22 protein-coding genes and 1 tRNA gene are annotated in these 21,915 nt (G+C 66.4%); 18 read left to right on the forward strand and 5 right to left on the reverse strand.

The window, feature by feature from the left end:
* The first annotated feature begins 140 nt into the window (after nt 1–140).
* Nucleotides 141–1,001: a hypothetical protein gene (locus C1A30_RS35150; RefSeq protein WP_101952752.1), complete on the forward strand. Its 861-nt coding sequence runs from the start codon at nt 141–143 to the stop codon at nt 999–1,001.
* A gap of 5 nt (nt 1,002–1,006) precedes the next feature.
* Here the strand turns inward: C1A30_RS35150 and C1A30_RS35155 are convergent, their stop codons facing one another.
* The 3 genes from C1A30_RS35155 to C1A30_RS35165 all read right to left on the reverse strand — a co-directional run bounded on the left by C1A30_RS35155 (nt 1,007) and on the right by C1A30_RS35165 (nt 3,787).
* A complete protein-coding gene (locus tag C1A30_RS35155; RefSeq protein WP_101952753.1) occupies nt 1,007–1,984 on the reverse strand; it encodes a helix-turn-helix domain-containing protein in 978 nt (325 codons plus the stop codon).
* Between the two features lie 145 nt (nt 1,985–2,129).
* Nucleotides 2,130–2,843 carry a cutinase family protein gene (locus C1A30_RS35160; protein WP_101952754.1) on the reverse strand — a complete coding sequence of 238 codons (714 nt, stop codon included), beginning with the start codon at nt 2,841–2,843 and terminating at the stop codon, nt 2,130–2,132.
* 137 nt (nt 2,844–2,980) lie between these two features.
* Complete coding sequence (locus tag C1A30_RS35165) at nt 2,981–3,787, reverse strand: alpha/beta hydrolase (protein ID WP_101952755.1); 807 nt, start codon at nt 3,785–3,787, stop codon at nt 2,981–2,983.
* A gap of 278 nt (nt 3,788–4,065) precedes the next feature.
* Here C1A30_RS35165 and C1A30_RS35170 point away from each other — a divergent pair, with 278 nt between their 5' ends.
* Complete coding sequence (locus C1A30_RS35170) at nt 4,066–4,470, forward strand: nitroreductase family deazaflavin-dependent oxidoreductase (RefSeq protein WP_101952756.1); 405 nt, start codon at nt 4,066–4,068, stop codon at nt 4,468–4,470.
* A 129-nt stretch (nt 4,471–4,599) separates the two neighbouring features.
* On the opposite strand, the gene C1A30_RS35175 is transcribed toward C1A30_RS35170, so the two are convergent.
* A tRNA-Arg gene (locus C1A30_RS35175) sits at nt 4,600–4,675 on the reverse strand.
* A 104-nt stretch (nt 4,676–4,779) separates the two neighbouring features.
* On the opposite strand from C1A30_RS35175, the gene argS reads away from it, so the two are divergent.
* The 6 genes from argS to rho all read left to right on the forward strand — a co-directional run bounded on the left by argS (nt 4,780) and on the right by rho (nt 13,388).
* Complete coding sequence (gene argS, locus C1A30_RS35180; protein ID WP_101952757.1) at nt 4,780–6,432, forward strand: arginine--tRNA ligase; 1,653 nt, start codon at nt 4,780–4,782, stop codon at nt 6,430–6,432.
* Nucleotides 6,433–6,467: 35 nt separating this feature from the next.
* On the forward strand, nt 6,468–7,850 hold the full coding sequence (lysA, locus tag C1A30_RS35185; RefSeq protein WP_235010430.1) for a diaminopimelate decarboxylase: 1,383 nt from the start codon (nt 6,468–6,470) through the stop codon (nt 7,848–7,850).
* The gene (locus tag C1A30_RS35190) at nt 7,847–9,166 is read left to right on the forward strand and encodes a homoserine dehydrogenase (RefSeq protein WP_101952759.1); all 1,320 of its coding nucleotides are present in this window, start codon (nt 7,847–7,849) and stop codon (nt 9,164–9,166) included. The genes lysA and C1A30_RS35190 overlap by 4 nt, the downstream gene beginning before the upstream one ends.
* Nucleotides 9,163–10,245 (forward strand): threonine synthase, encoded by a 1,083-nt coding sequence (thrC, locus tag C1A30_RS35195; protein ID WP_101952760.1) that lies wholly within the window; start codon nt 9,163–9,165, stop codon nt 10,243–10,245. Before C1A30_RS35190 ends, thrC begins: the two co-directional genes overlap by 4 nt.
* A gap of 3 nt (nt 10,246–10,248) precedes the next feature.
* Nucleotides 10,249–11,190, forward strand: coding sequence for a homoserine kinase (gene thrB / locus C1A30_RS35200; protein WP_101952761.1), 942 nt, complete (start codon nt 10,249–10,251; stop codon nt 11,188–11,190).
* Nucleotides 11,191–11,480: 290 nt separating this feature from the next.
* Entirely contained in the window at nt 11,481–13,388 is a 1,908-nt protein-coding gene (rho, locus tag C1A30_RS35205) for a transcription termination factor Rho (protein ID WP_101952762.1), read from the forward strand.
* A gap of 7 nt (nt 13,389–13,395) precedes the next feature.
* On the opposite strand, the gene C1A30_RS35210 is transcribed toward rho, so the two are convergent.
* Nucleotides 13,396–13,989, reverse strand: coding sequence for a TetR/AcrR family transcriptional regulator (locus C1A30_RS35210; protein WP_101952763.1), 594 nt, complete (start codon nt 13,987–13,989; stop codon nt 13,396–13,398).
* A gap of 159 nt (nt 13,990–14,148) precedes the next feature.
* On the opposite strand from C1A30_RS35210, the gene rpmE reads away from it, so the two are divergent.
* The 10 genes from rpmE (at nt 14,149) to C1A30_RS35260 (ending at nt 21,892) form a co-directional block, all read left to right on the forward strand.
* Nucleotides 14,149–14,388, forward strand: coding sequence for a 50S ribosomal protein L31 (rpmE, locus tag C1A30_RS35215; protein WP_101952764.1), 240 nt, complete (start codon nt 14,149–14,151; stop codon nt 14,386–14,388).
* A gap of 87 nt (nt 14,389–14,475) precedes the next feature.
* Entirely contained in the window at nt 14,476–15,549 is a 1,074-nt protein-coding gene (prfA, locus tag C1A30_RS35220) for a peptide chain release factor 1 (RefSeq protein ID WP_101952765.1), read from the forward strand.
* A 32-nt stretch (nt 15,550–15,581) separates the two neighbouring features.
* Nucleotides 15,582–16,418 carry a peptide chain release factor N(5)-glutamine methyltransferase gene (gene prmC / locus C1A30_RS35225; protein WP_101953124.1) on the forward strand — a complete coding sequence of 279 codons (837 nt, stop codon included), beginning with the start codon at nt 15,582–15,584 and terminating at the stop codon, nt 16,416–16,418.
* The gene (locus C1A30_RS35230; protein WP_101952766.1) at nt 16,415–17,068 is read left to right on the forward strand and encodes an L-threonylcarbamoyladenylate synthase; all 654 of its coding nucleotides are present in this window, start codon (nt 16,415–16,417) and stop codon (nt 17,066–17,068) included. Before prmC ends, C1A30_RS35230 begins: the two co-directional genes overlap by 4 nt.
* A 7-nt stretch (nt 17,069–17,075) precedes the next feature.
* Nucleotides 17,076–18,287 (forward strand): glycosyltransferase family 4 protein, encoded by a 1,212-nt coding sequence (locus C1A30_RS35235; protein ID WP_101952767.1) that lies wholly within the window; start codon nt 17,076–17,078, stop codon nt 18,285–18,287.
* A gap of 237 nt (nt 18,288–18,524) precedes the next feature.
* Nucleotides 18,525–18,968 (forward strand): ATP synthase subunit I, encoded by a 444-nt coding sequence (locus C1A30_RS35240; RefSeq protein ID WP_101952768.1) that lies wholly within the window; start codon nt 18,525–18,527, stop codon nt 18,966–18,968.
* Nucleotides 18,961–19,716, forward strand: a complete 756-nt coding sequence (gene atpB / locus C1A30_RS35245) for a F0F1 ATP synthase subunit A (protein WP_101952769.1) — start codon at nt 18,961–18,963, stop codon at nt 19,714–19,716. The genes C1A30_RS35240 and atpB overlap by 8 nt, the downstream gene beginning before the upstream one ends.
* A gap of 66 nt (nt 19,717–19,782) precedes the next feature.
* Entirely contained in the window at nt 19,783–20,028 is a 246-nt protein-coding gene (locus tag C1A30_RS35250) for a F0F1 ATP synthase subunit C (protein ID WP_024449289.1), read from the forward strand.
* Nucleotides 20,029–20,036: 8 nt separating this feature from the next.
* Nucleotides 20,037–20,549, forward strand: a complete 513-nt coding sequence (locus C1A30_RS35255; RefSeq protein WP_101953125.1) for a F0F1 ATP synthase subunit B — start codon at nt 20,037–20,039, stop codon at nt 20,547–20,549.
* 5 nt (nt 20,550–20,554) lie between these two features.
* The gene (locus tag C1A30_RS35260; protein ID WP_101952770.1) at nt 20,555–21,892 is read left to right on the forward strand and encodes a F0F1 ATP synthase subunit B/delta; all 1,338 of its coding nucleotides are present in this window, start codon (nt 20,555–20,557) and stop codon (nt 21,890–21,892) included.
* Nucleotides 21,893–21,915: the final 23 nt, after the last annotated feature.

The following is a 21,915-nucleotide window of genomic DNA, read 5'->3' on the forward strand; positions in this document are numbered from 1 at the left end:
GTCGCGGATCGAACTCGACCCGTATTGCAGTAGTCCGCCACTTAGGTCGTGCCTGCGGCGGCGCGCGAGTATTCGATGGCGGAGCATGGCGCCGAGCGGTGACCGTCGTTTCGCAAGGTCCTTGCGCGGAAGGAACGTCGATGGCGTGCTACAGGAGTATCGGCGCCATCGCGTGCGCTGCCATGCTGGCGTTGAGCGTCGTGACGGTGCCGCCCCAGGCTGACAGCACGCGCACCGAAACTCGCCCGGTGCGGCTCACTGCCACGGCCTTACCCGCCGCCGTAGATATACCGACGCTGGCACGTTTCGTCACCCAGCGGACCCTGATGGCGGACCGAGGCGCGCCTAGCCCTGGGGTGATGGGGAACGTGGCTCCGGACGAGGGCACTGACCCGGCGACACAGCTGCGAGTCACCGGTACCCCGACACCGACAGCCGCCGCCAGCACCCTCGCTGTGACAGACCTGCCGAGTCCGATCAGCCAATTCCTCGGCTTTGTCGCCCTTTTCATCCTTTTCGCACCCCTGATCGTCGGAGTGATTCTGCTGTGTCCGATCTGCGCGATAATCAACGAGCTCTCGTACATAATCCCGGGCGTCAGCCCGGTGGGCGCGTTGTCTGCCGCCACCGAGGCCCCGGTCGTTGAAACCCCGACCCTCGCCGCCGCCACCACGACAGAAGAGCCTGCTGACCCGGCGCCGGTGACGTCGACCGTCAAGCCAACCCACCGGGGCACCGCCAAGAAAGCCGAGACCAAAGCGGCGAAGGAGCCGAAGTCGGTTGACGACTCCGAGTCCCCGGCCGTCGTCGAGTCTTCGAAGCCTGAGCAGGGCCCGATACGCGGTGCCCATCACGACACTGCCGACAAGCGGACCACCCGTGCCGCCGCCGCTGCCCGGGGGGAGGAGACGGCGGCGGCGGCCGGGTCCGAGTCGAATACACCGTCACCGGCGCACCCGAAGAAGAAGAAAGCCCACCGTGCCGCGGCTGACGATTCGTAACGGTGTTATGCGCTTCGATGCAACTGGCCGGAGGCGCGGTAGTTGGGTGCCGCACGACGGATATCGGATGGCCGTTGTCCGAAGCGTGCGGTGAATGCGCTGGAAAAGTATGCGCTGGACCGAAATCCGCACCGGGCCGAGATGTCGGCGATGGTAATCGCTGCGAATGACGGCTGCTGCAACATGTTTCGCGCCGCGTCCAAACGGCGGCCGAGCACATATTGCGGAACAGTCGACCCCGCGCCGGCCATGATCCGTGACAGATGACGCGGGCTGATCCCTACTGCCTGCGCGATCTTGGTAGCGCACAACGCCGGATCGCTCAGCTTGCTGTCAATGAACGACCGTGCGGCTGCCAAATACGACGACGAAGGCGGTTCGGCGTCGGGGTTGCACATCGCGCCGACCAGACGCAACAACTCGCCTTCTTCGACCGCTTTTTTGTCGGCCGGACGAAGGGCCTGCCTCATCTGTTCTGCCACAGATGCGGCGACCGCACCGCGTCTGGACGAAAAGGACTGGAACAGCGGCGCTTCGACATCGGTCCGCCCGCTGTTCTCCTGGAATGCGTGCCTGGACACACTCAGCAGCAACTCGTCGTATCCCGCCGAATACCCGCCGAGGTACGGCCGATCGGCATCGCATACCACCAACTGGCCTGGCCGCAGCGTCCGGATTCCATCGTCGAGGAAGATGAACGCTTCTCCGGCCAACACGAATTGCAGAACGATTGCATTTCCTGGGCTTTGCCGAATCATCTTGGGGGGCCGCTCGATCACCACCGGCTTGGCAGTCTTGACGCGCGCTATTTGGGTATGCGCCAGTTGTAGGCCGATTGTCGCGGCCTGGAAGTCCGTCGGCTTCACGGATCGGCACTTCAGATTGGCCAGCGCATCCGAAAGGTATTGCTGCCAAGAGGCCACTCGTCGTTCGGGCGGGAGTCCGACGGTGCTGAAGGTACTGGTGCGCACTGGGTCGGTCACCGTTCGCCTCCTGCAGCTTTGCGCCGGCGGTGACGACTACACGTCCTCCTCTGTTGATTGGCGCCTACCCCCATTGTGAGCCAGGGCGCGTCGGTGAACCTGAAAGCAGGCGGGCAATCGCCTGGGAGGCGCGTCGACCGCGGTCTTACATCGGGGACGAGGAAAGGGCACGGGCGGTGAACTCGGCAGCCTGATCGGCCATTCCGTTGCTCTTGTACGCGCTGTGTGCCGCCCGGCTGAGCCCATCGCCGCAGACGGGATCGCCCGGTGCACACAGTTCGATGGTCTTAGCCGTGTAGAGCGCTCCGATGGTGATGGGTGGCGCGCTGTGGTCGACGAGGTCCAAAAAGCCGTTCGACGGCTTCCCGAACAACGCCACGGCGGCGACATGTGGGGCGATGTCCGCAGGCATGGGCCCGGTGATGCCGGCGGGCAGCATGTATCCAGGGGGTACAGAGTCGGTGGTGGTGTAGCCGGCGACGGCGGCGCCTTGCGAGTAGCCGCCGAGCACGATTTTCGTGTGTGGGCAGCTGGCGGCGATCGATTCGACCTTGTTACTGGCGTCGATGACGCCAAGGGCGGCGTCGTTGAAGTTCAGCGATGCGGGGTAGTCCACTCCGTAGACGTCGACAGGCTTGCCGCCCAGGCGCGAGGTGAGCGCGTCGACGAATGCCTGTCCGGTGTCGCCGATACCTGGCGCTTCGAAGGTGCCGCGGGCGAACACCACCTCGGCGTAGGGACAGGATGGATCCGATTCCGCGGTCGCCGTTGCGATGGCGGGTGATCCCATACCGGTTGCGAGGCAAATGATGACGGCGGCAACCGCGCGCAGTGTCCTATGTCGGCTCTTGTCATACATGGTGGTTCCCTTTCGGTGGCCGACGGATCGGGGCGGTCACGCCCGTGTGCGGACTAACGCTGTTCGCCGGCCACCGTGGGACCACTATTGGAATTGAAAAGACTACTGGCGCAATAAAACTCGCCAGTCTCGGCTGTTCAGAAGCCCTTCTGGTTCAGCCATTTCAGGACGACGTGGGCCACGTCGCTCCAACCGTGGTCGATGGTCAGTGAGTGTCCGCGTCCTTCAAAGACGTGCAGTTCGGTGTCCCCGGAACCCTTTTCGTACAGGCCGAAGACTTCTTCGGTCACCTTGAGCGGGACGGTGTGGTCGTCGCTGCCCGACGTCAGGAGCAGTGGGCCACGGTCTGCCTTCTGGGTGTCGACCTTCGCGGGTGAGTGGCGGGAGAAGTTCGCCGCAGCACCCTGGAAGAGCGGCTTGCCGGGGCCGGGAATGGTCCACTTCTCGTGAAGAGCGTCGGATTCCTCTTCGGTCAGCATGTTGCCGAACGCGTAGCGGAACTGCTCCGGGGTCAGCGAGACGGTGCGGTGCCGGTTGGCGGGGTTGCCGAGAACCGGGAAGGCGGACCGGATTTGTGCGAAGGGGAGCGCCTTGACGCCCTTGATCTGGGCCGGGTCGATGCCGACGGCGGCCGTTGCCACATCGTTCGCGAGCAGCTCCTGGGCGATGAGGCCGCCGAAAGAGTGTCCGATCACGATGGGCTTGACCGAGGGAGTGCCGATGATGCGCGTGTAGTGATCCACCAGCATCTCGATGTCGACGTCGTCCAACGCGTCGGGGTTCGCCCGGGTCTCCGCAACGGTGGGGGCGTCACCGGGCCAGCCCGGCGCCGTCGCGTGGTAGCCGTGCTGGCCGAAAAGCTCGATCCACGGCTGCCACGAGGCCGAGTGGATCCACAGTCCGTGGATGAAGATGACGGGATTGGCCTTCGTAGGCGTGGTCATAACTGTCTCCTGCGGTGTCGTTAGAAGTGGCCAGGCAGCGACTTGCACGGCGCACGCGGCAAGGTCCTGCCGGCGTCGATGCGATTGTGTGGCTTAGGAAGCAGAAAGCGACGGGCGCACGGCGTAACTGGTCCGAAACCCGAAAGAATGGCGGATTTCCGGAAACGTCCGAGAACTGCCGAACGGGCGCGTGAGGAAGATCTCCGCGACGAAAGCAGCCCGCACGGAATAGCTCAGGCCGCCTGTGAGTTGGGGTTCGCGTGACTACGCAACCGGAAATGAGCCCGACGGACTGGGTACGCGAACAGACAGAGCGCATCTTGGCGCAAGGCACCACGGACGGCGTCGAGATCCTCGATCGCGCGGTTGTCCTCTTCACGACCACCGGCGCGCAGTCCGGCAAGGAGCGATACGTACCGCTCATGCGGGTGGAAGAGGACGGCAAGTATGCGATGGTGGCGTCCAAGGGCGGCGACCCCAAGCACCCGAGCTGGTACTTCAACGTACGAGCGAACCCCGTGGTGACAGTGCAGGATGGCGACAAGATCACGAAGGGGACCGCGCGCGAGATCGAAGGCGCCGAGCGCGACCACTGGTGGAAACTGGCCGTGGCCGCCTACCCGCCGTATGCCGAGTACCAGGCCAAGACTGCGCGACAGATTCCCGTCTTCGTCGTCGAGTAATTCGCTCGACGGCCGATTACCAGCGCCAGGGGACCCGGATCACGCCGGACCCCTGGCGTTATTGGTTTCCGCGAAGTACGACGTCTGATGCGTGACGAAGGCATGTGCTAGACAAAACGCCTGGTCATCTGGTGCCCCCGGCAGGATTCGAACCTGCGGCCTTCTGCTCCGGAGGCAGACGCTCTATCCCCTGAGCTACGGGGGCGCATGGAGATGGAACTGCGCCAATTGGGCTCCGACAGCGTAACGCATCCGGACGGCTGAAACGGATTCGGGCACTGACCACCCAAGACCATAGGATGGACCCTCGTGACACCTGCCGACCTTGCCGAACTGCTCAAGGCCACCGCCGCCGCGGTGCTGGCCGAGCACGGCCTTGACACCTCCGCACTGCCGGCAACCGTCACGGTCGAGCGTCCGCGCAACCCCGAGCACGGCGACTACGCCACCAATGTTGCCCTTCAGCTGGGCAAGAAGGTCGGCGCGAACCCCCGTGAGCTGGCCGAATGGCTGGCGACGGCGTTGGCCGCGCAAGACGGTATCGCCGCCGCCGACGTGGCCGGTCCCGGCTTCGTCAACCTGCGCCTGGACGCCTCCGCCCAGAACGTGATCGTGGCGAACGTCATCGACGCCGGCGCCACCTATGGCCACTCCGACGCCCTCGCCGGCGAGCACATCAACCTCGAGTTCGTTTCCGCCAACCCGACCGGGCCCATCCACATCGGCGGCACCCGCTGGGCCGCGGTCGGCGACGCGCTCGGCCGCCTGCTGTCCACGCAGGGCGCCGCCGTCACCCGCGAGTACTACTTCAATGACCACGGCGCGCAGATCGACCGGTTCACCAACTCGCTGGTCGCCGCCGCCAAGGGGGAGCCCACTCCCGACGACGGCTACGCGGGCGACTACATCAAGGAGATCGCCGCCCAGGTGCTCGCCAAGGAACCCGACGCGCTGAACCTGCCCGACGCCGAGATGCGCGAGACGTTCCGCGCCATCGGTGTCGACCTGATGTTCACCCACATCAAACAGTCGCTGCACGACTTCGGCACCGACTTCGACGAATACACCCACGAAGATTCGATGCACACCTCCGGTCGCGTCGAGCAGGCCATCGCCAAGCTCCGCGAAGCCGGCAGCATCTACGAGAAGGACGGCGCAGTCTGGCTGCGCACCACCGACTTCGGCGACGACAAAGACCGCGTGGTGATCAAGAGCGACGGCAACCCCGCCTACGTGGCCGCCGACATCGCCTACTACCTCGACAAGCGCGAACGTGGATTCGACCTGTGCATCTACATGCTCGGCGCCGACCACCACGGCTACATTGCCCGCCTCAAGGCCGTCGCCGCCTCGCTCGGTGAAAACCCGGCGACCGTCGAGGTGCTGATCGGCCAGATGGTCAACCTGGTTCGCGACGGCCAACCGGTCCGGATGAGCAAACGCGCAGGCACCGTGATCACCCTGGATGATCTCGTCGACGCCATCGGTGTCGACGCCGCGCGGTACTCACTGATCCGGTCCTCGGTGGACAGCCCCATCGACATCGATCTTGCGCTGTGGTCGTCGGCCTCCAACGAGAACCCGGTCTACTACGTGCAATACGCGCACGCCCGGTTGTCCGCGCTGGCCCGCAACGCCGCCGAACTGGGGCTGAGCCCCAGCGTCGCGCACCTCGACCTCCTCACGCACGACAAGGAGGGCACGCTGATCCGCAACCTCGGCGAGTTCCCGCGCGTGCTGAAAACCGCTGCGGCCCTTCGGGAACCGCACCGCGTCTCGCGCTACCTCGAGGACCTGGCCGGGGACTACCACCGGTTCTACGACTCCTGCCGGGTGCTGCCGCAAGGCGACGAGGCGCCCAATGATCTGCATGCCGCCCGACTTGCCCTGTGCGAGGCCACCCGCCAGGTCATCGCCAACGGCCTCGGTATCCTGGGCGTCTCTGCACCGGAGCGCATGTGATCGCTCATCCCGCTGGTCCCCGTCACGCCGAGGAGATCCACCACGCCGGCGCTCCGCCCCGGCCGCAGTCGGCCGCCGGTGTACTCAAACTCGCTCCGAATGTCTGGCCGCAGAGCGCTTTTCGCGCCGATGACGGTGTCGTGTCGATCGGCGGGGTGCCCGTCACCGACATCGCCGCCGAGTTCGGCACGCCCGTCTTCGTGATCGACGAGAACGACTTCCGGTCGCGGTGCCGCGACATCGCCGCGGCGTTCGGAGGCGGGGACAACGTCCGCTATGCCGCCAAGGCCTTCCTGTGCACCGAGGTGGCGCGCTGGGTCGACGAGGAGGGGCTGTCCCTCGACGTGGCCAGCGGCGGCGAATTGGCGGTCGCCCTGCACGCTGACTTCCCGCCCGAGCGAATCGCGTTGCACGGCAACAACAAATCCATCGACGAGCTGACCACCGCCGTGAAGGCAGGCATCGGCCACGTCGTTGTCGACTCGATGATCGAGATCGACCGCCTCGACGAGATCGCCGGCGCCGCAGGCGTCGTGCAGGACGTGCTCGTGCGGGTCACGGTCGGCGTCGAAGCCCACACCCACGAGTTCATCTCCACCGCGCACGAGGACCAGAAATTCGGCCTGTCGCTGGCCAGCGGTGCGGCCATGGAAGCCGTGCGGCGTGTGTTCGCGACCGACAACCTGCGCCTGGTCGGCCTGCACAGCCACATCGGCTCGCAGATCTTCGACGTCGACGGCTTCGAGTTGGCCGCCCACCGGGTGATCGGCCTGCTGCGCGACGTCGTCGCCGAGTTCGGCGTCGACAAGACCGCCCAACTCGAGACGGTCGACCTCGGCGGCGGACTCGGCATTTCCTATCTGCCGCAAGACGATCCGCCACCGGTGCAGGACCTCGCGGCCAAACTCGACGCGATCGTCCGCAACGAATCCGCCGCCGTCGGCCTGCCCGCGCCCCGACTCGTGGTCGAACCCGGCCGCGCCATCGCGGGTCCCGGCACCATCACGCTGTACCAGGTCGGCACGGTCAAGGACGTCGCGGTCAGCCCCGTCGCACATCGCCGCTATGTCAGCGTCGACGGCGGCATGAGCGACAACATCCGCACGTCGCTGTACGGCGCCGAGTACGACGTCCGCCTGCTGTCCCGCACCACCGAGATGCCCGCCGTGCTGTCTCGGGTCGTCGGCAAGCATTGCGAGAGCGGCGACATCGTCGTGAAGGACACGTGGCTGCCCGATGACGTCGCGCCGGGCGACCTGTTGGGTGTCGCCGCTACCGGCGCCTACTGCTATTCCATGTCGAGCCGCTACAACCTGATCGGCCGCCCCGCCGTGGTGGCCGTGCGCGATGGGCGAGCCCGCCTGATTCTGCGCCGTGAGACGGTCGACGATCTGCTCAGTCTGGAGGTAACGAAATGAGTGAAAAGCCCATCGGGGTAGCCGTATTGGGACTCGGCAACGTCGGCAGCGAAGTGGTGCGCATCATCAACGAAAGCGCCAGCGACCTGGCGGCCCGCATCGGGGCGCCGCTGGAGTTGCGCGGCATCGGGGTGCGCCGGGTGGCCGACGACCGCGGTGTGCCGGTGGACCTGCTCACCGACAACATCGAGGAGCTGGTGTCCCGCGACGACGTCGACGTCGTCGTCGAACTGATGGGCCCCGTCGAACCCGCCCGCAAGGCCATCCTCAGCGCCCTCGAGCAGAAGAAGTCCGTCGTCACCGCCAACAAGGCGCTGATGGCGGTCTCCACAGGCGAATTGGCGCAGGCCGCCGAGCACGCGCACGTCGACCTCTACTTCGAGGCCGCGGTCGCCGGTGCGATCCCCGTCATCCGCCCGCTCACACAGTCGCTGGCCGGCGACACGGTGTTGCGCGTCGCGGGCATCGTCAACGGCACCACCAACTACATCCTGTCCGAAATGGACAGCACCGGAGCGGATTACGACAGCGCGCTGGCCGACGCCAGCGCCCTTGGCTATGCCGAGGCGGACCCGACCGCCGACGTCGAGGGATACGACGCCGCCGCCAAGGCCGCGATCCTCGCCTCGATCGCCTTTCACACCCGGGTGACCGCCGACGACGTCTATCGCGAGGGCATCACCAAGGTGACTGCCGCCGATTTCGCGTCGGCACGAGCCCTTGGCTGCACCATCAAGCTGCTGGCCATCTGCGAGCGGCTCACCAATGACGAAGGGCAGGAACGGGTGTCGGCCCGCGTCTACCCGGCGCTGGTGCCGCTCGACCACCCGCTGGCCGCGGTCAACGGCGCATTCAACGCGGTCGTGGTGGAGGCCGAAGCCGCGGGCAGGCTGATGTTCTACGGCCAGGGCGCGGGCGGCGCGCCGACCGCCTCGGCGGTGATGGGTGACGTGGTGATGGCCGCCCGCAACCGCGTGCAGGGGGGTCGAGGGCCGCGTGAGTCCAAGTACGCGAAGCTGCCGATCTCGCCCATCGGTTTCATCCCGACCCGCTACTACGTGAACATGAACGTCGCCGACCGGCCCGGCGTGTTGTCCGCTGTGGCAGCCGAATTCGGCAAGCGCGAGGTCAGCATCGCCGAGGTGCGCCAGGAGGGCATGGTCGACGAGGGCGGTCAGCGGTGCGGCGCCCGCATCGTCGTCGTCACCCATCAGGCCACCGACGCCGCACTATCGGAAACCGTTGCGGCGCTGGCCGATCTCGACGTGGTGCAGAGCGTCAACAGCGTGCTTCGCATGGAAGGAACCACCGAATGACCGCCCCGGGTACTGCGGTGCACCAGCCCTGGCCGGGGCTGATCGCCGCCTACCGCGACCGACTGCCGGTCGAGGACCACTGGACCGCCATCACGCTGCTCGAAGGCGGCACCCCGCTGGTGCCTGCGCCGCGGTTGTCCGAATACACCGGCTGCACAGTGCATCTGAAGGTCGAGGGGCTCAACCCGACCGGCTCGTTCAAGGACCGCGGCATGACCATGGCCGTCACCGAGGCGGTGGCCCGCGGGCAGAAGGCGGTGCTGTGCGCGTCGACCGGTAACACCTCGGCATCGGCCGCGGCATACGCGGCGCGGGCGGGCATCACCTGCGCGGTGCTGATCCCGCAAGGCAAGATCGCGATGGGCAAGCTCGCCCAGGCGGTCATGCACGGCGCCAAGATCATCCAGATCGACGGCAACTTCGACGACTGCCTCGAACTCGCGCGCAAGCTGACCGCCGACTACCCGACGGTGTCACTGGTCAACTCCGTCAACCCATTCCGCATCGAGGGGCAGAAGACCGCCGCGTTCGAAATCGTCGACGCCCTGGGCACCGCACCGGACGTGCACTCCCTGCCCGTCGGCAACGCGGGCAACATCACCGCGTACTGGAAGGGCTACCAGGAGTATCACCGCGACGGCGTATCGGATCGGCTGCCGCGCATGCTGGGCACGCAGGCCGCGGGCGCCGCACCGCTGGTGTTGGGGAAACCGGTGAGCAATCCCGAGACCATCGCCACCGCGATCCGGATCGGATCGCCTGCCTCGTGGGCCACCGCCGTCGAGGCGCAGCAGCAGTCCAACGGCCGTTTCCTCGCCGCCACCGACGAGGAGATCCTCGCGGCCTACCACCTGGTGGCTCGCACCGAGGGGGTCTTCGTCGAGCCTGCATCGGCGGCCAGCATCGCCGGACTGCTCAAGTCGATCGAGGACGGCTTCGTCGCCAAGGGGTCGACAGTGGTGTGCACCGTGACCGGCAACGGCTTGAAGGACCCGGACACCGCGCTCAAGGGCATGCCGAGCGTCACGCCGGTGCCGGTTGACCCGACCGCCGTCGTCGAGAAGCTGGGTTTGGTCTGACGCGTGAATAGGTTGCCGGCCGGGTTGACGGCCACCGCCGTCGTCGCGGCCTCGAGCGCCAATCTCGGCCCCGGCTTCGACAGCCTCGGCTTGGCGCTGAGCCTGTATGACGAAATCGTCGTCGAGACAACCGAATCCGGCCTGACGATCGAGGTGGACGGCGAAGGCGCCGGGCAGGTCCCGTTAAATTCGACGCACCTGGTGGTGCGGGCCATCGAACACGGCCTTCAGGCGGCAGGCGTGGCGGTCGACGGGCTGAAAGTGTACTGCCGCAACGAAATTCCGCACTCCCGTGGACTGGGCTCGTCGGCCGCCGCCGTCGTCGGCGGTTTGGCTGTCGTCAACGGTCTTGTGGCACAGATCGGTTCGTCGCCGCTTTCCGAGTCGGAGCTGATCCAACTGTCGTCGGAGTTCGAGGGCCACCCCGACAACGCATCCGCCGCCGTCCTCGGCGGCGCGGTGGTGTCGTGGACCGAGCATGAGGGCGTGCTGCCCAGGTATTCGGCGGCGCCGCTGCGCCTGCATCCCGACATCCACCTGTTTCCGGCGATTCCGCAGGTGCGCTCGTCGACCGCGGAGACCCGGGTGCTGCTGCCCGATCACGTCAGCCACACCGACGCGCGCTTCAACCTCAGTCGGGCTGCCCTGCTCGTACTGGCGCTGACCGAGCGACCAGATCTGCTGATGGAGGCGACCGAGGACGTGCTGCATCAGCCGCAACGAGCGACCGCGATGCCCGCCTCCGCGGAATACCTGCGGATTCTTCGGCGTTGTGGTGTAGCAGCGGTGCTATCCGGGGCTGGTCCTGCGGTTATCGCACTGAGTCCCCACCCAGAGTTGCCTGCAGAGGCCTTGGAATACGGCGCCGCCAACGGGTTCACCGTCAGCAAGATGGCCGTGGGCGAGGGGGTCCGATGGACCTCCGGCGTGGCCGTCCGGAGCTAACGTCGCGGTTCACACGAGTCACACCCGAATCAGCGTGTTTCTTGCTTCCAGCTCCGATGCGGGTTATTCTCGCTGCTGTCCAGCAATCGCAGCGTCTCTGCTCGCGCCGACACTAGGACGACCACTTCCCCTTTAGGTGTTCAATCTTGTGGACTGACGGTTCGCCCTATACCGGCGAATCCCGGCGATCACCGTTGCAGAGGCAATGGTGGGACCTCCGCATTCAGCGCCTCAGCTGAATGCCCGGACCCCCGCGTCCGCTGACGAGCGGGGGATCAGAAAGGAAATCCGTGACTGAAACGGACCTCATCACGGCTGGTGGCAGCGCCGAAAACCCTGGGCTGCCGGAAACCCAAACCGTGACTTCAGACATTTCATCCACCCCGGAGGATTCGGGGTCGGACAAGACGAACGGCACATCGACGGCTGAGACCGCGCCGACGGCACAGGCCGCATCGGGCGATCGTGGCGCCGCGCTGTCGAGCATGGTGCTGCCGGAACTGCGCGCACTGGCCAGGCAGATCGGCGTCGAAGGCGCCTCCGGCATGCGCAAGAGCGAGCTTGTTGCCGCCATCCGCGCACGCCGCGCCGACTCGAACGGCCGGTCGGCGGAAGCCGAAGCCAAGGCTCCAGCCGAGGTCAAGGCCCCGGCCGAGGCCGCGCCCGAACAGCCCGCCACCGAGCAGGCCGCCGAGGAGCAGGCCCCGCCGCGTCGTGAGCGGCGCGGTGCCTCCCGCGGTGCCGGTGCGCCCGCCGCGGACGACAAGAAGGACGAGAACAAGCCCGACGCCGAAGGTGAACGGGCCCAGAAGCAAGACACCAAGCCCGACAAGTCCGACAAGGCCGACAAGGCCGACAAGTCGGAGAAGTCCGACGGCGAGCAGCAAGGCGATCAGGGCGGCCAGAACCGCGGCTCGAATAGCGACGACGACGGCGAGGGCCGTGGCGGCCGGCGCGGCCGCCGGTTCCGCGACCGCAGGCGCCGGGAGCGCGGCGGCGACGGCGGCGGTGGTGGTGACCGCGATACCGAACTGCGCGAGGACGACGTAGTTCAGCCAGTCGCGGGCATCCTCGACGTGCTCGACAACTACGCGTTCGTCCGCACCTCCGGCTACCTGGCCGGCCCCAACGACGTCTACGTGTCCATGAACATGGTGCGTAAGAACGGTCTGCGACGCGGCGACGCGGTGACAGGCGCGGTGCGGGTGCCCAAAGAAGGTGAAGGCGGCGGTCAGAACCCGCGGCAGAAGTTCAACCCGCTGGTCCGGCTGGACACCGTCAACGGCAAGCCTGTCGAGGAAGCCAAGAAGCGGCCCGACTTCACCAAGCTCACCCCGCTGTACCCCAACGAGCGGCTGCGGCTGGAGACCACCACCGAGAAGCTGACCACCCGCGTGATCGACCTGATCATGCCGGTCGGCAAGGGGCAGCGTGCGCTGATCGTGTCGCCGCCGAAGGCCGGTAAGACGACCATCCTTCAGGACATCGCCAACGCGATCACGAAGAACAACCCGGAATGCCACCTGATGGTGGTGCTCGTCGATGAGCGTCCGGAAGAGGTCACCGACATGCAGCGCTCGGTCAAGGGTGAGGTCATCGCCTCGACCTTCGACCGTCCGCCGTCAGACCACACCCAGGCCGCTGAACTCGCGATCGAGCGGGCCAAGCGGCTGGTGGAGCAGGGCAAGGACGTCGTCGTGCTGCTCGACTCGATCACCCGTCTCGGCCGCGCGTACAACAACGCGTCGCCGGCGTCGGGCCGGATCCTGTCCGGTGGTGTCGACTCGACCGCGCTGTACCCGCCGAAGCGGTTCCTCGGCGCGGCCCGCAACATCGAAGAGGGCGGCTCGCTGACGATCATCGCCACCGCGATGGTGGAGACCGGTTCGACCGGTGACACGGTGATCTTCGAGGAGTTCAAGGGCACCGGCAACGCCGAGCTCAAGCTCGACCGCAAGATCTCCGAGCGCCGGGTGTTCCCGGCCGTCGACGTCAACCCGTCCGGCACCCGTAAGGACGAGTTGCTGCTGTCCCCGGACGAGTTCGCGATCGTGCACAAGCTGCGTCGCGTGCTGAGCGGTCTCGACCCGCATCAGGCCATCGACCTGCTGATGAGCCAGTTGCGCAAGACGAAGAACAACTACGAGTTCCTGGTGCAGGTCTCCAAGACCGCGCCTGGCTCGATGGACGCCGACTAACTGGCGATCACGCTTGTAGGCCGGGCATGACGTAGCGGCGCACATACGCCGCCACCGCGTCGGCGTCACCGGGGTCCAGCGTGTTCCCGGGCACGGTCGACAGCGAAAGAATCACGCGCGCAACCCATTCCGATGCTTCGGCGATGTCGATATCGGGGTGGGTTTCGCCGCGCTCGCGCGCTGCGACCAGATACCGTGACCAGAAGTCGGCCAGATCGGGGACCAGACCCTGCACGCCGGCGCCCGCGCACGCCGCGAACTCCTCGGGTTCGTCCATCCGCAGCTTCATCAGCAAGGCGCCAGGATCGTCGTAGGCGCCGCGGGCGCGGGCGATGCCGACGCCCATCTGCCGGTCCAAGCCCTCGACCTGCTCGAGCACCGCGTGCGCTTCGGACCAGTAGGCGTCGTTGAGGCGAACCAGCGCCGCACCAAGCAGCGTCACCTTGTCGGGGAAATGGCGGTACAGCCAGCCCCGCGACACCCCGGCGACTTCGGCCACTTCAGACACCGTTGTCAACCGAATGCCCTTGGCGCGCAGACACACTTCCGCGGCGTCGATCAGCCGATCGCGGACGCTTTTGGTGGCGGTAGGGCTCGTCACCTCCGCATTGTGCCATGTCGGAATATCGGCTCCCTGGCACGCGTTTAGGCTGCTGGCGGTCGAACTGGCATAATGGACCGTCGACCCCTCGGTTCCGGTTCACGCCGAATACCTCCACTTCCGGAGGGGCGACCCGGGCCCACGATTGAAGAGGAAACCATGAAAACGGGTATTCACCCTGATTACGTCGAGACCACGGTGCACTGTGGCTGCGGCAACACCTTCACCACCCGCAGCACGAAGAAGAGCGGCCAGATTCACGTCGAGGTCTGCTCGCAGTGCCATCCCTTCTACACCGGCAAGCAGAAGATCCTCGACAGCGGCGGCCGCGTGGCCCGCTTCGAGAAGCGCTACGGCAAGCGCAAGGCTGGCGACAAGGCTGCTTCGACCGACAAATAGCTGCCTGACCGACGCCCGATCTGACGCGTATGCGCAGGCCGGGCGTCGGTTTGCGTTTGGCGGAGGGTTAACGGGAAGGAGGCAGTCATGACGGACACGGCACCGCGGATCCAGGCGCTGCTGGCCGAGCATGCCGCCCTGGAGAAGCAACTCTCCGAGCCCGACCTGCATGCCGACCCGGCCGCGGCCCGCAAAGTGGGCCGCCGCTTCGCGCAGGTGTCGCCGATCGTCGCGACGTACCGCAAGCTGGAGGCCGCGCGCGGTGACCTGGAAGCGGCGAGAGAACTCGCGGCCGACGACGATTCGTTCGCCGCTGAGATCCCCGAATTGGAAGCCGCTGTCGAAGAACTCGACACGCACCTGACCGATCTGCTGGCGCCGCGTGACCCGCACGACGCCGACGACATCGTGCTCGAGGTGAAGTCGGGGGAGGGCGGCGAGGAGTCGGCGCTGTTCGCCGCCGACCTTGCCCGCATGTACATCCGCTACGCCGAACGGCACGGCTGGACCGTCACCGTGCTCGACGAGACCACGTCGGATCTCGGCGGCTACAAGGACGCCACGCTGTCGATCCGGAGCAAGGGCGATTCCGCCGACGGCGTCTGGTCCCGGCTGAAATTCGAAGGCGGCGTGCACCGCGTACAGCGCGTCCCGGTCACCGAGTCGCAGGGCCGCGTGCACACCTCGGCGGCAGGCGTGCTCGTCTATCCCGAACCCGAAGAGGTCGAGGAAGTCCAGATCGACGAGTCCGATCTGCGCATCGACGTCTACCGGTCGTCGGGCAAGGGCGGTCAAGGCGTCAACACCACCGACTCCGCGGTGCGCATCACCCACCTGCCGACCGGCATCGTCGTCACCTGCCAGAACGAACGTTCCCAGCTGCAGAACAAGGCCCGCGCCCTGCAGGTGCTCGCGGCGCGTCTGCAGGCCCTCGCCGAAGAACAGGCGCAGGCCGACGCGTCGGCCGACCGGGCCAGCCAGATCCGCACCGTCGACCGCAGCGAGCGCATCCGCACCTACAACTTCCCGGAGAACCGGATCGCCGATCACCGGATCAATTTCAAGGCACACAACCTCGATCAGGTGCTCGACGGCGACCTCGACGCGTTGTTCGACGCGCTGGCCGCGGCCGACAAGCAATCCAGGCTGCAAATAACATGACCCGGCTCGGCCGGGTGCCAGCATGCGCCGACATGCGCCAGGTGATCGACGCCGCCGAGGCGACGCTGACCGAGGCGGGAATCGGGTCGCCGCGCGCGGACGCCGAACTGCTGGCCGCCCACGTCGCAGGCACCGACCGCGGTCGGCTGGCGTTCACCGACGCCGGGCCCGACTTTCAGCAGCGCTTCGAAAGCCTCGTCGCCCAGCGCGCCAGACGGATCCCACTGCAACACCTCACCGGTACGGCGGCGTTCGGTACCGTCACCGTGCACGTCGGGCCCGGCGTGTTCATCCCGCGGCCGGAGACCGAGTCGCTGCTGGAATGGGCTGCGGCGCAACCGTTTCCGGCCCAGCCGATCATCGTCGACCTGTGCACGGGCTCCGGTGCGCTGGCGCTGGCGCTGGCGCAGCGCTGGCCCGACGCCCGCGTCATCGCCGTCGACGACTCCGAAGACGCGCTGCGCTACGCCCGACGCAATACCGCCCGAACCGCCGTCGAACTGATCAGGGCCGACGTCACCGCCCCAGGACTGCTGACAGAACTCGACGGCCGGGTGGACCTGCTGGTCGGCAACCCGCCCTACATCCCCGACGGCGCCGCGCTGGAACCCGAAGTGGCCGAACACGACCCGACGCACGCGCTGTTCGGCGGGCCGGACGGGATGGCGGTCATCGACCGCATCGTCGAGCACGCCGCCCGCCTGTTGCGTGCCGGTGGCCGGTGCGCCATCGAGCACGACGACACCACATCGGCGCTCACCGTCGAAGCATTCACCCGCACAGGCCGATTCGTGGACGTGACACCGCGATACGACCTGACCGGGCGGCCCCGATTCGTCTCCGCGACGCGTGAGAGGCTGACAGCATGACGGAACAATTCGATTGCAGCGATCCGGTGCAACGCGAGGCGGGGATCGCGGCAGCAATCAGTGCCGTCAAGGGAGGCAGGCTCGTCGTGATGCCCACCGACACCGTGTACGGCATCGGTGCGGACGCCTTCGACAACGACGCCGTCGCGGCACTACTGGCCGCGAAGGGCCGCGGCCGCGATATGCCCGTCGGCGTATTGGTGGGCTCCTGGCACACCATCGACGGCTTGGTGTTCTCGGTGCCGGATAGCGCGCGCGAGTTGATCCAGGCGTTCTGGCCCGGCGCGCTGAGTCTGGTTGTGCGCCAGGCGCCGTCGCTGCAATGGGACCTCGGCGACGCATACGGCACGGTGATGCTGCGCATGCCGCTGCACCCGGTCGCCATCGAGTTGCTGCGCGAGGTCGGGCCGATGGCGGTCTCCAGCGCCAACGTCTCCGGCAGGCCCTCGGCTGTCTCTGTCGACGAAGCACGCAACCAACTCGGCGACCTCGTCGAGGTGTATCTCGACGGCGGGCCCGCCGAACAACAAGCCGCGTCGACGATCGTCGACCTCACCGGCGCTGAGCCTCGCGTGCTCAGGGAAGGCCCTGTCACGCTGGACGCCATCGCCAAAGTGCTCGGCGTGCAACCCGAGTCGCTCACGGACTGATCTCAGCGTGCAGCAGTACGGTGCGACGGTGGTCTACGCGACTGACAGCTTGCTAGCGCTCAACGACCGGGGTGCGGGTGTGCCGTTGCGTGAGCTCGCGCTCGTCGGGCTGACCGCGGCGATCATCACGTATCTGGCCACCGGCTGGGTGCGGGTGCTGGCCAGGAAACTCGGCGCGGTGGCGTACCCGCGTGAACGCGACGTCCACCTGCAACCCATCCCGCGCATGGGCGGGCTCGCGATGTACATCGGCGTCGGATCGGCGGTACTGCTGGCATCGCAGCTGCCTGCGCTGACTCGCGGGTTCGTCTACTCGTCGGGTATGCCGGCCGTCGTCGTCGCAGGCGGTTTGATCATGGCGATCGGCCTGATCGATGACCGCTGGGGACTCGACGCGCTGACCAAGTTCGCCGGCCAGATCACCGCTGCCAGCGTGCTGGTCACGATGGGCGTGGCATGGAGCGTGCTGTACATCCCGATCGGCGGGATCGGCACCATCGTGCTCGACCAGGTGTCGTCAATCCTGCTCACACTGGCGCTGACGGTCGCGATCGTGAACGCGATGAACTTCGTCGACGGCCTTGACGGGCTGGCGGCCGGGCTCGGGTTGATCACCGCATCGGCCATCTGCATCTTCTCTGTCGGCCTGCTGCGCGACCACGGCGGCGACGTCCTGTTCTACCCGCCCGCGGTGATCTCGGTGGTGCTGGCCGGCGCATGCCTGGGCTTCCTGCCGCACAACTTCCATCCCGCCAAGATCTTCATGGGCGACTCGGGGTCGATGCTGATCGGGCTGATGCTCGCGGCCGCCTCCACGACCGCCGCAGGCCCGATCTCGCAGACCGCATACGGCGCCCGCGACGTGTTCGCTCTGCTGTCGCCGTTCCTGTTGGTGGTTGCGGTGATGTTCGTGCCCGCGCTGGACATGCTGCTCGCCGTGATCCGCCGGACGCGGGCCGGGGTTCACTTCTCCACGCCCGACAAGATGCACCTACACCACCGGTTGCTGCAGATCGGTCATTCGCATCGACGGGTGGTGCTGCTCGTCTACCTCTGGGTCGGCATCATCGCGCTGGGCGCGGCGAGCACGATCTTCTTCGACCCGCGCTACACCGGAGCCGTCATGCTGGCCGCGATTCTGGTCGCGATCGTGGTGACTCTGATTCCGCTTCTTCGTCGCCGCGACGCCCCCGTCGGGGAAATGTACGACGAAAAGTAGTAGGCCCTCTTATCTGCCCTTAACCATGTGTTAGGGTTCGGTTAGAACCCGAAAAAACCTCGCGGGTTGCCGGCCTCCGGACCGACGGTTGACCGCCGTTCGGACCGGAACAACGACCGACAAAGGGAGCTGCCCCTTGGGTGTTTCCAGCGAGCCCGTCGCCCTCCGATACGCTCGTGGCGCGACTCACAGGATCATCGGGACAGCAACTCGTGACCGCGGGATTGAGGTGAAGCAGTGACGACGCCAGCGCAAGACGCGCCGTTGGTGTTTCCGTCCGTTGCTTTCAGGCCGTTGCGCCTGTTCGCAGTATGTGTCGTGCTGACCGGCCTTGCCACGCTGGCCGCCGGACTGCTCGGCCACGTGATGGTCGGTGTCTTCTTCGGCATCGGCCTCGGACTGGGTTTGCTCAACGCAGTGTTGGTGCAGCGGTCGGTGGAATCGATCACCGCCGAAGCGCACCCGCTCAAACGCAAGATGGCGCTGAACTCCGCCACCCGGCTGCTGGTGATGACGGTGATCGGGTTGACCATCGCTTTCATCTTCCGACCGCAGGGGCTCGGCGTCGTATTCGGAATGGCGCTCTTCCAGGTGGTGCTGGTGCTCGCGACCGCGCTGCCGGTGATGAAGAAGCTCAAGTCCGGCGCCGGTGACCAGACCGAAGGGGCCAGCAATGACTGAAACATTTCATGCCGAAGCCGCCATCGAGGTCGGCCACCACGAGACCGCCCACTGGTTCGGGCTGACGGTCAACACCGACACCGTGCTGGCGACCGCGATCGCCGCGGTGATCGTGCTGGCGCTGGCATTCTTCTTGCGCGCCAAGGTCACATCGACCGGGGTGCCGGGCGGCGTGCAGCTGTTCTGGGAAGCCATCACGGTGCAGACCCGCGACCAGATCGAGGGCGCGATCGGAATGAAGATCGCCCCGTTCGTGCTGCCGCTGGCGGTGACGCTGTTCGTGTTCATCCTGATCGCGAACTGGCTCTCGGTTTTCCCGGTGCAGTACACCGACTCCTCCGGTGCGATTCACGAGCTGATCAAGCCGCCGGCTTCAGATATCAACTTCGTGCTGGCGCTGGCCCTGTTCGTGTTCATCTGCTATCACGCCGCAGGCATCTGGCGTCGCGGCATCATCGGCCACCCGGTGAAACTGCTCAAGGGCCACGTCACCCTGCTGGCGCCGATCAACCTGGTCGAAGAGCTGGCCAAGCCGATCTCGTTGTCGCTCCGACTCTTTGGCAACATCTTCGCCGGCGGCATCCTGGTCGCGCTGATCGCGCTGTTCCCGCCGTACATCCTGTGGCTGCCCAACGCGATCTGGAAGAGCTTCGACTTGTTCGTCGGCGCGATCCAGGCGTTCATCTTCGCGCTGCTGACGATCTTGTACTTCAGCCAATCGATGGAGCTCGAAGAGGACCATCACTGAGCCGACCCGAATAAGCAGGACCCACAACCTGGTAGGACCACTGCCAGTTATCAAGGAGGATAAGGAATGGACCCCACAATCGCTGCCGGCGCCCTCATCGGTGGTGGACTGATCATGGCCGGCGGCGCAATCGGCGCCGGTATCGGTGACGGTATTGCGGGTAATGCGCTGATCGCGGGCATCGCCCGTCAGCCGGAGGCACAGGGCCGACTGTTCACGCCGTTCTTCATCACGGTTGGTCTGGTCGAGGCCGCCTACTTCATCAACCTGGCGTTCATGGCGCTGTTCGTGTTCGCCACCCCGGTTGGCTAATGCCGAACATGGCTGACCCGAACGTCGTCCTTCTGGCGGCCGAGGAAGGTGGGGGAGGTACCAGCAACTTCCTCATCCCCAACGGCACGTTCTTCTTCGTGCTGATCATCTTCTTGATCGTGCTCGGAGTCATCGGCAAGTGGGTTGTCCCGCCTGTCTCGAAGGTGCTGAACGAACGCGACGCGATGGTGAAGCAGACCGTCGAGGACAGCCGCAAGGCAGCAGACCAGTTCACCGCCGCCGACAAGGACTATCAGGCGGAGATGGCGAAGGCACGCGGCGAGGCCTCCAAACTTCGTGACGAGGCGCGAGCCGAAGGACGAAAGGTGTTGGAGGACATGCGGGGCCGAGCCTCCGATGAGGTGTCGTCGACGCTGCAGCAGGCCGAGTCGGAGTTGAAGGATCAAGCCCTCTCCATCCAGGCAGACCTGCGGTCGTCGGTCGACACGTTGTCCTCCACCCTGGCCAGCCGGGTGCTCGGCGTCGAAATCAACGCGGCCACAACGGCCCCGGGACGGTAAGGGCAATGTCGACATTCATCGGTCAGCTCGTCGGGTTCGCGCTCATCGTGTTCCTGGTGGTGCGCTACGTCGTGCCGCCGGTGCGCCGGATGATGGCCAACCAGCAGGAGACTGTGCGCAAGCAGTTGGCGGACAGCGCCGAGGCCAAGAAGCGGTTGAACGAGGCCGAGAAGGCGCACGAAAAGGCCCTCGAGCGGGCCAAGGCTGAGGCCAAGCAGGTGACCGAGGAGGCCCGGGTCGACGCCCAGCGCATCATCGAGCAGCTGCACGCTCAAGCCGATGCCGAGGTCGAGCGAATCAAAGTGCAAGGCGCCCAGCAGGTTCAGCTGCTTCGCGCCCAGTTGGTTCGCCAGCTGCGCGGTGACCTCGGCGCCGAATCGGTCCGCCGTGCCGGCGAGTTGGTCAGGGACCATGTCGCAGACGCTGATGCGCAGGCGGCCACCGTCGACCGATTCATCGACGAACTCGACGCGATGGCGCCGTCGGAAGCAGTCATCGAAGACCGTGCGACCGCGCGCCTTCGGTCTGCAAGCCGGGAGTCGCTGGCGGCGCTGGTCAACAAGTTCGACGAGTTGACCGCCGACCTCGGCGCCGACCAGTTGTCTTCGGTGGCCGAGGATTTGGCCTCCGTCGCCAAGCTGCTGGCGCATGAGTCGATCCTGACCCGTCATCTCGCCGACCCGGCCGACAACCCGTCGGCCAAGCTGGGCCTGGTCGACGCGCTGTTCGACGGCAAGATCGGCGATACCGCACTCGAGATCCTCAAAGCGGCGGTATCCGGCCGTTGGTCGTCCGACGCCAACCTGGTCGACGCCGTCGAGCACGTCGCGCGGTTGGCTCTGCTGGTCCGCGCCGAACGCGAGGACGAGGCGGGTGACGTCGAGGAGCAACTCTTCCGGTTCAACCGCATCCTGGACGGCGAGCCGCGGCTGACCACTCTGCTGAGCGACTACAGCGCACCCGCCGAGGGTCGGGTCAAGCTGATCCGCGACGTTCTCGGCAGCGGTTCCGGTGTGAATGACACGACGGTTCAACTGCTTTCGCAGACGATCGAATTGCTCCGCGGTGAACGCGCCGATGAGGCGGTACTCGACCTGGCCGAACTCGCGGTGGCCCGCAGGGGCGAGGTGGTCGCCCACGTCAGCGCCGCTGCCAGCCTCAGTGACGCGCAGCGGACCCGGCTGACAGAAGTGCTGACCCGCATCTACGGCCACCCGGTTTCAGTGCAGTTGCACATCAACCCCGAACTGCTCGGCGGGCTGAACATTGCCGTCGGCGACGAGGTGATCGACGGCACCCTGGCATCGAAACTCGCAGCCGCAGAAACCAAGCTGCCCGACTGACCGACAACGAACGACAAGACCCC

It is taken from the genome of Mycobacterium sp. 3519A (assembly GCF_900240945.1).
GTDB lineage: Bacteria > Actinomycetota > Actinomycetes > Mycobacteriales > Mycobacteriaceae > Mycobacterium.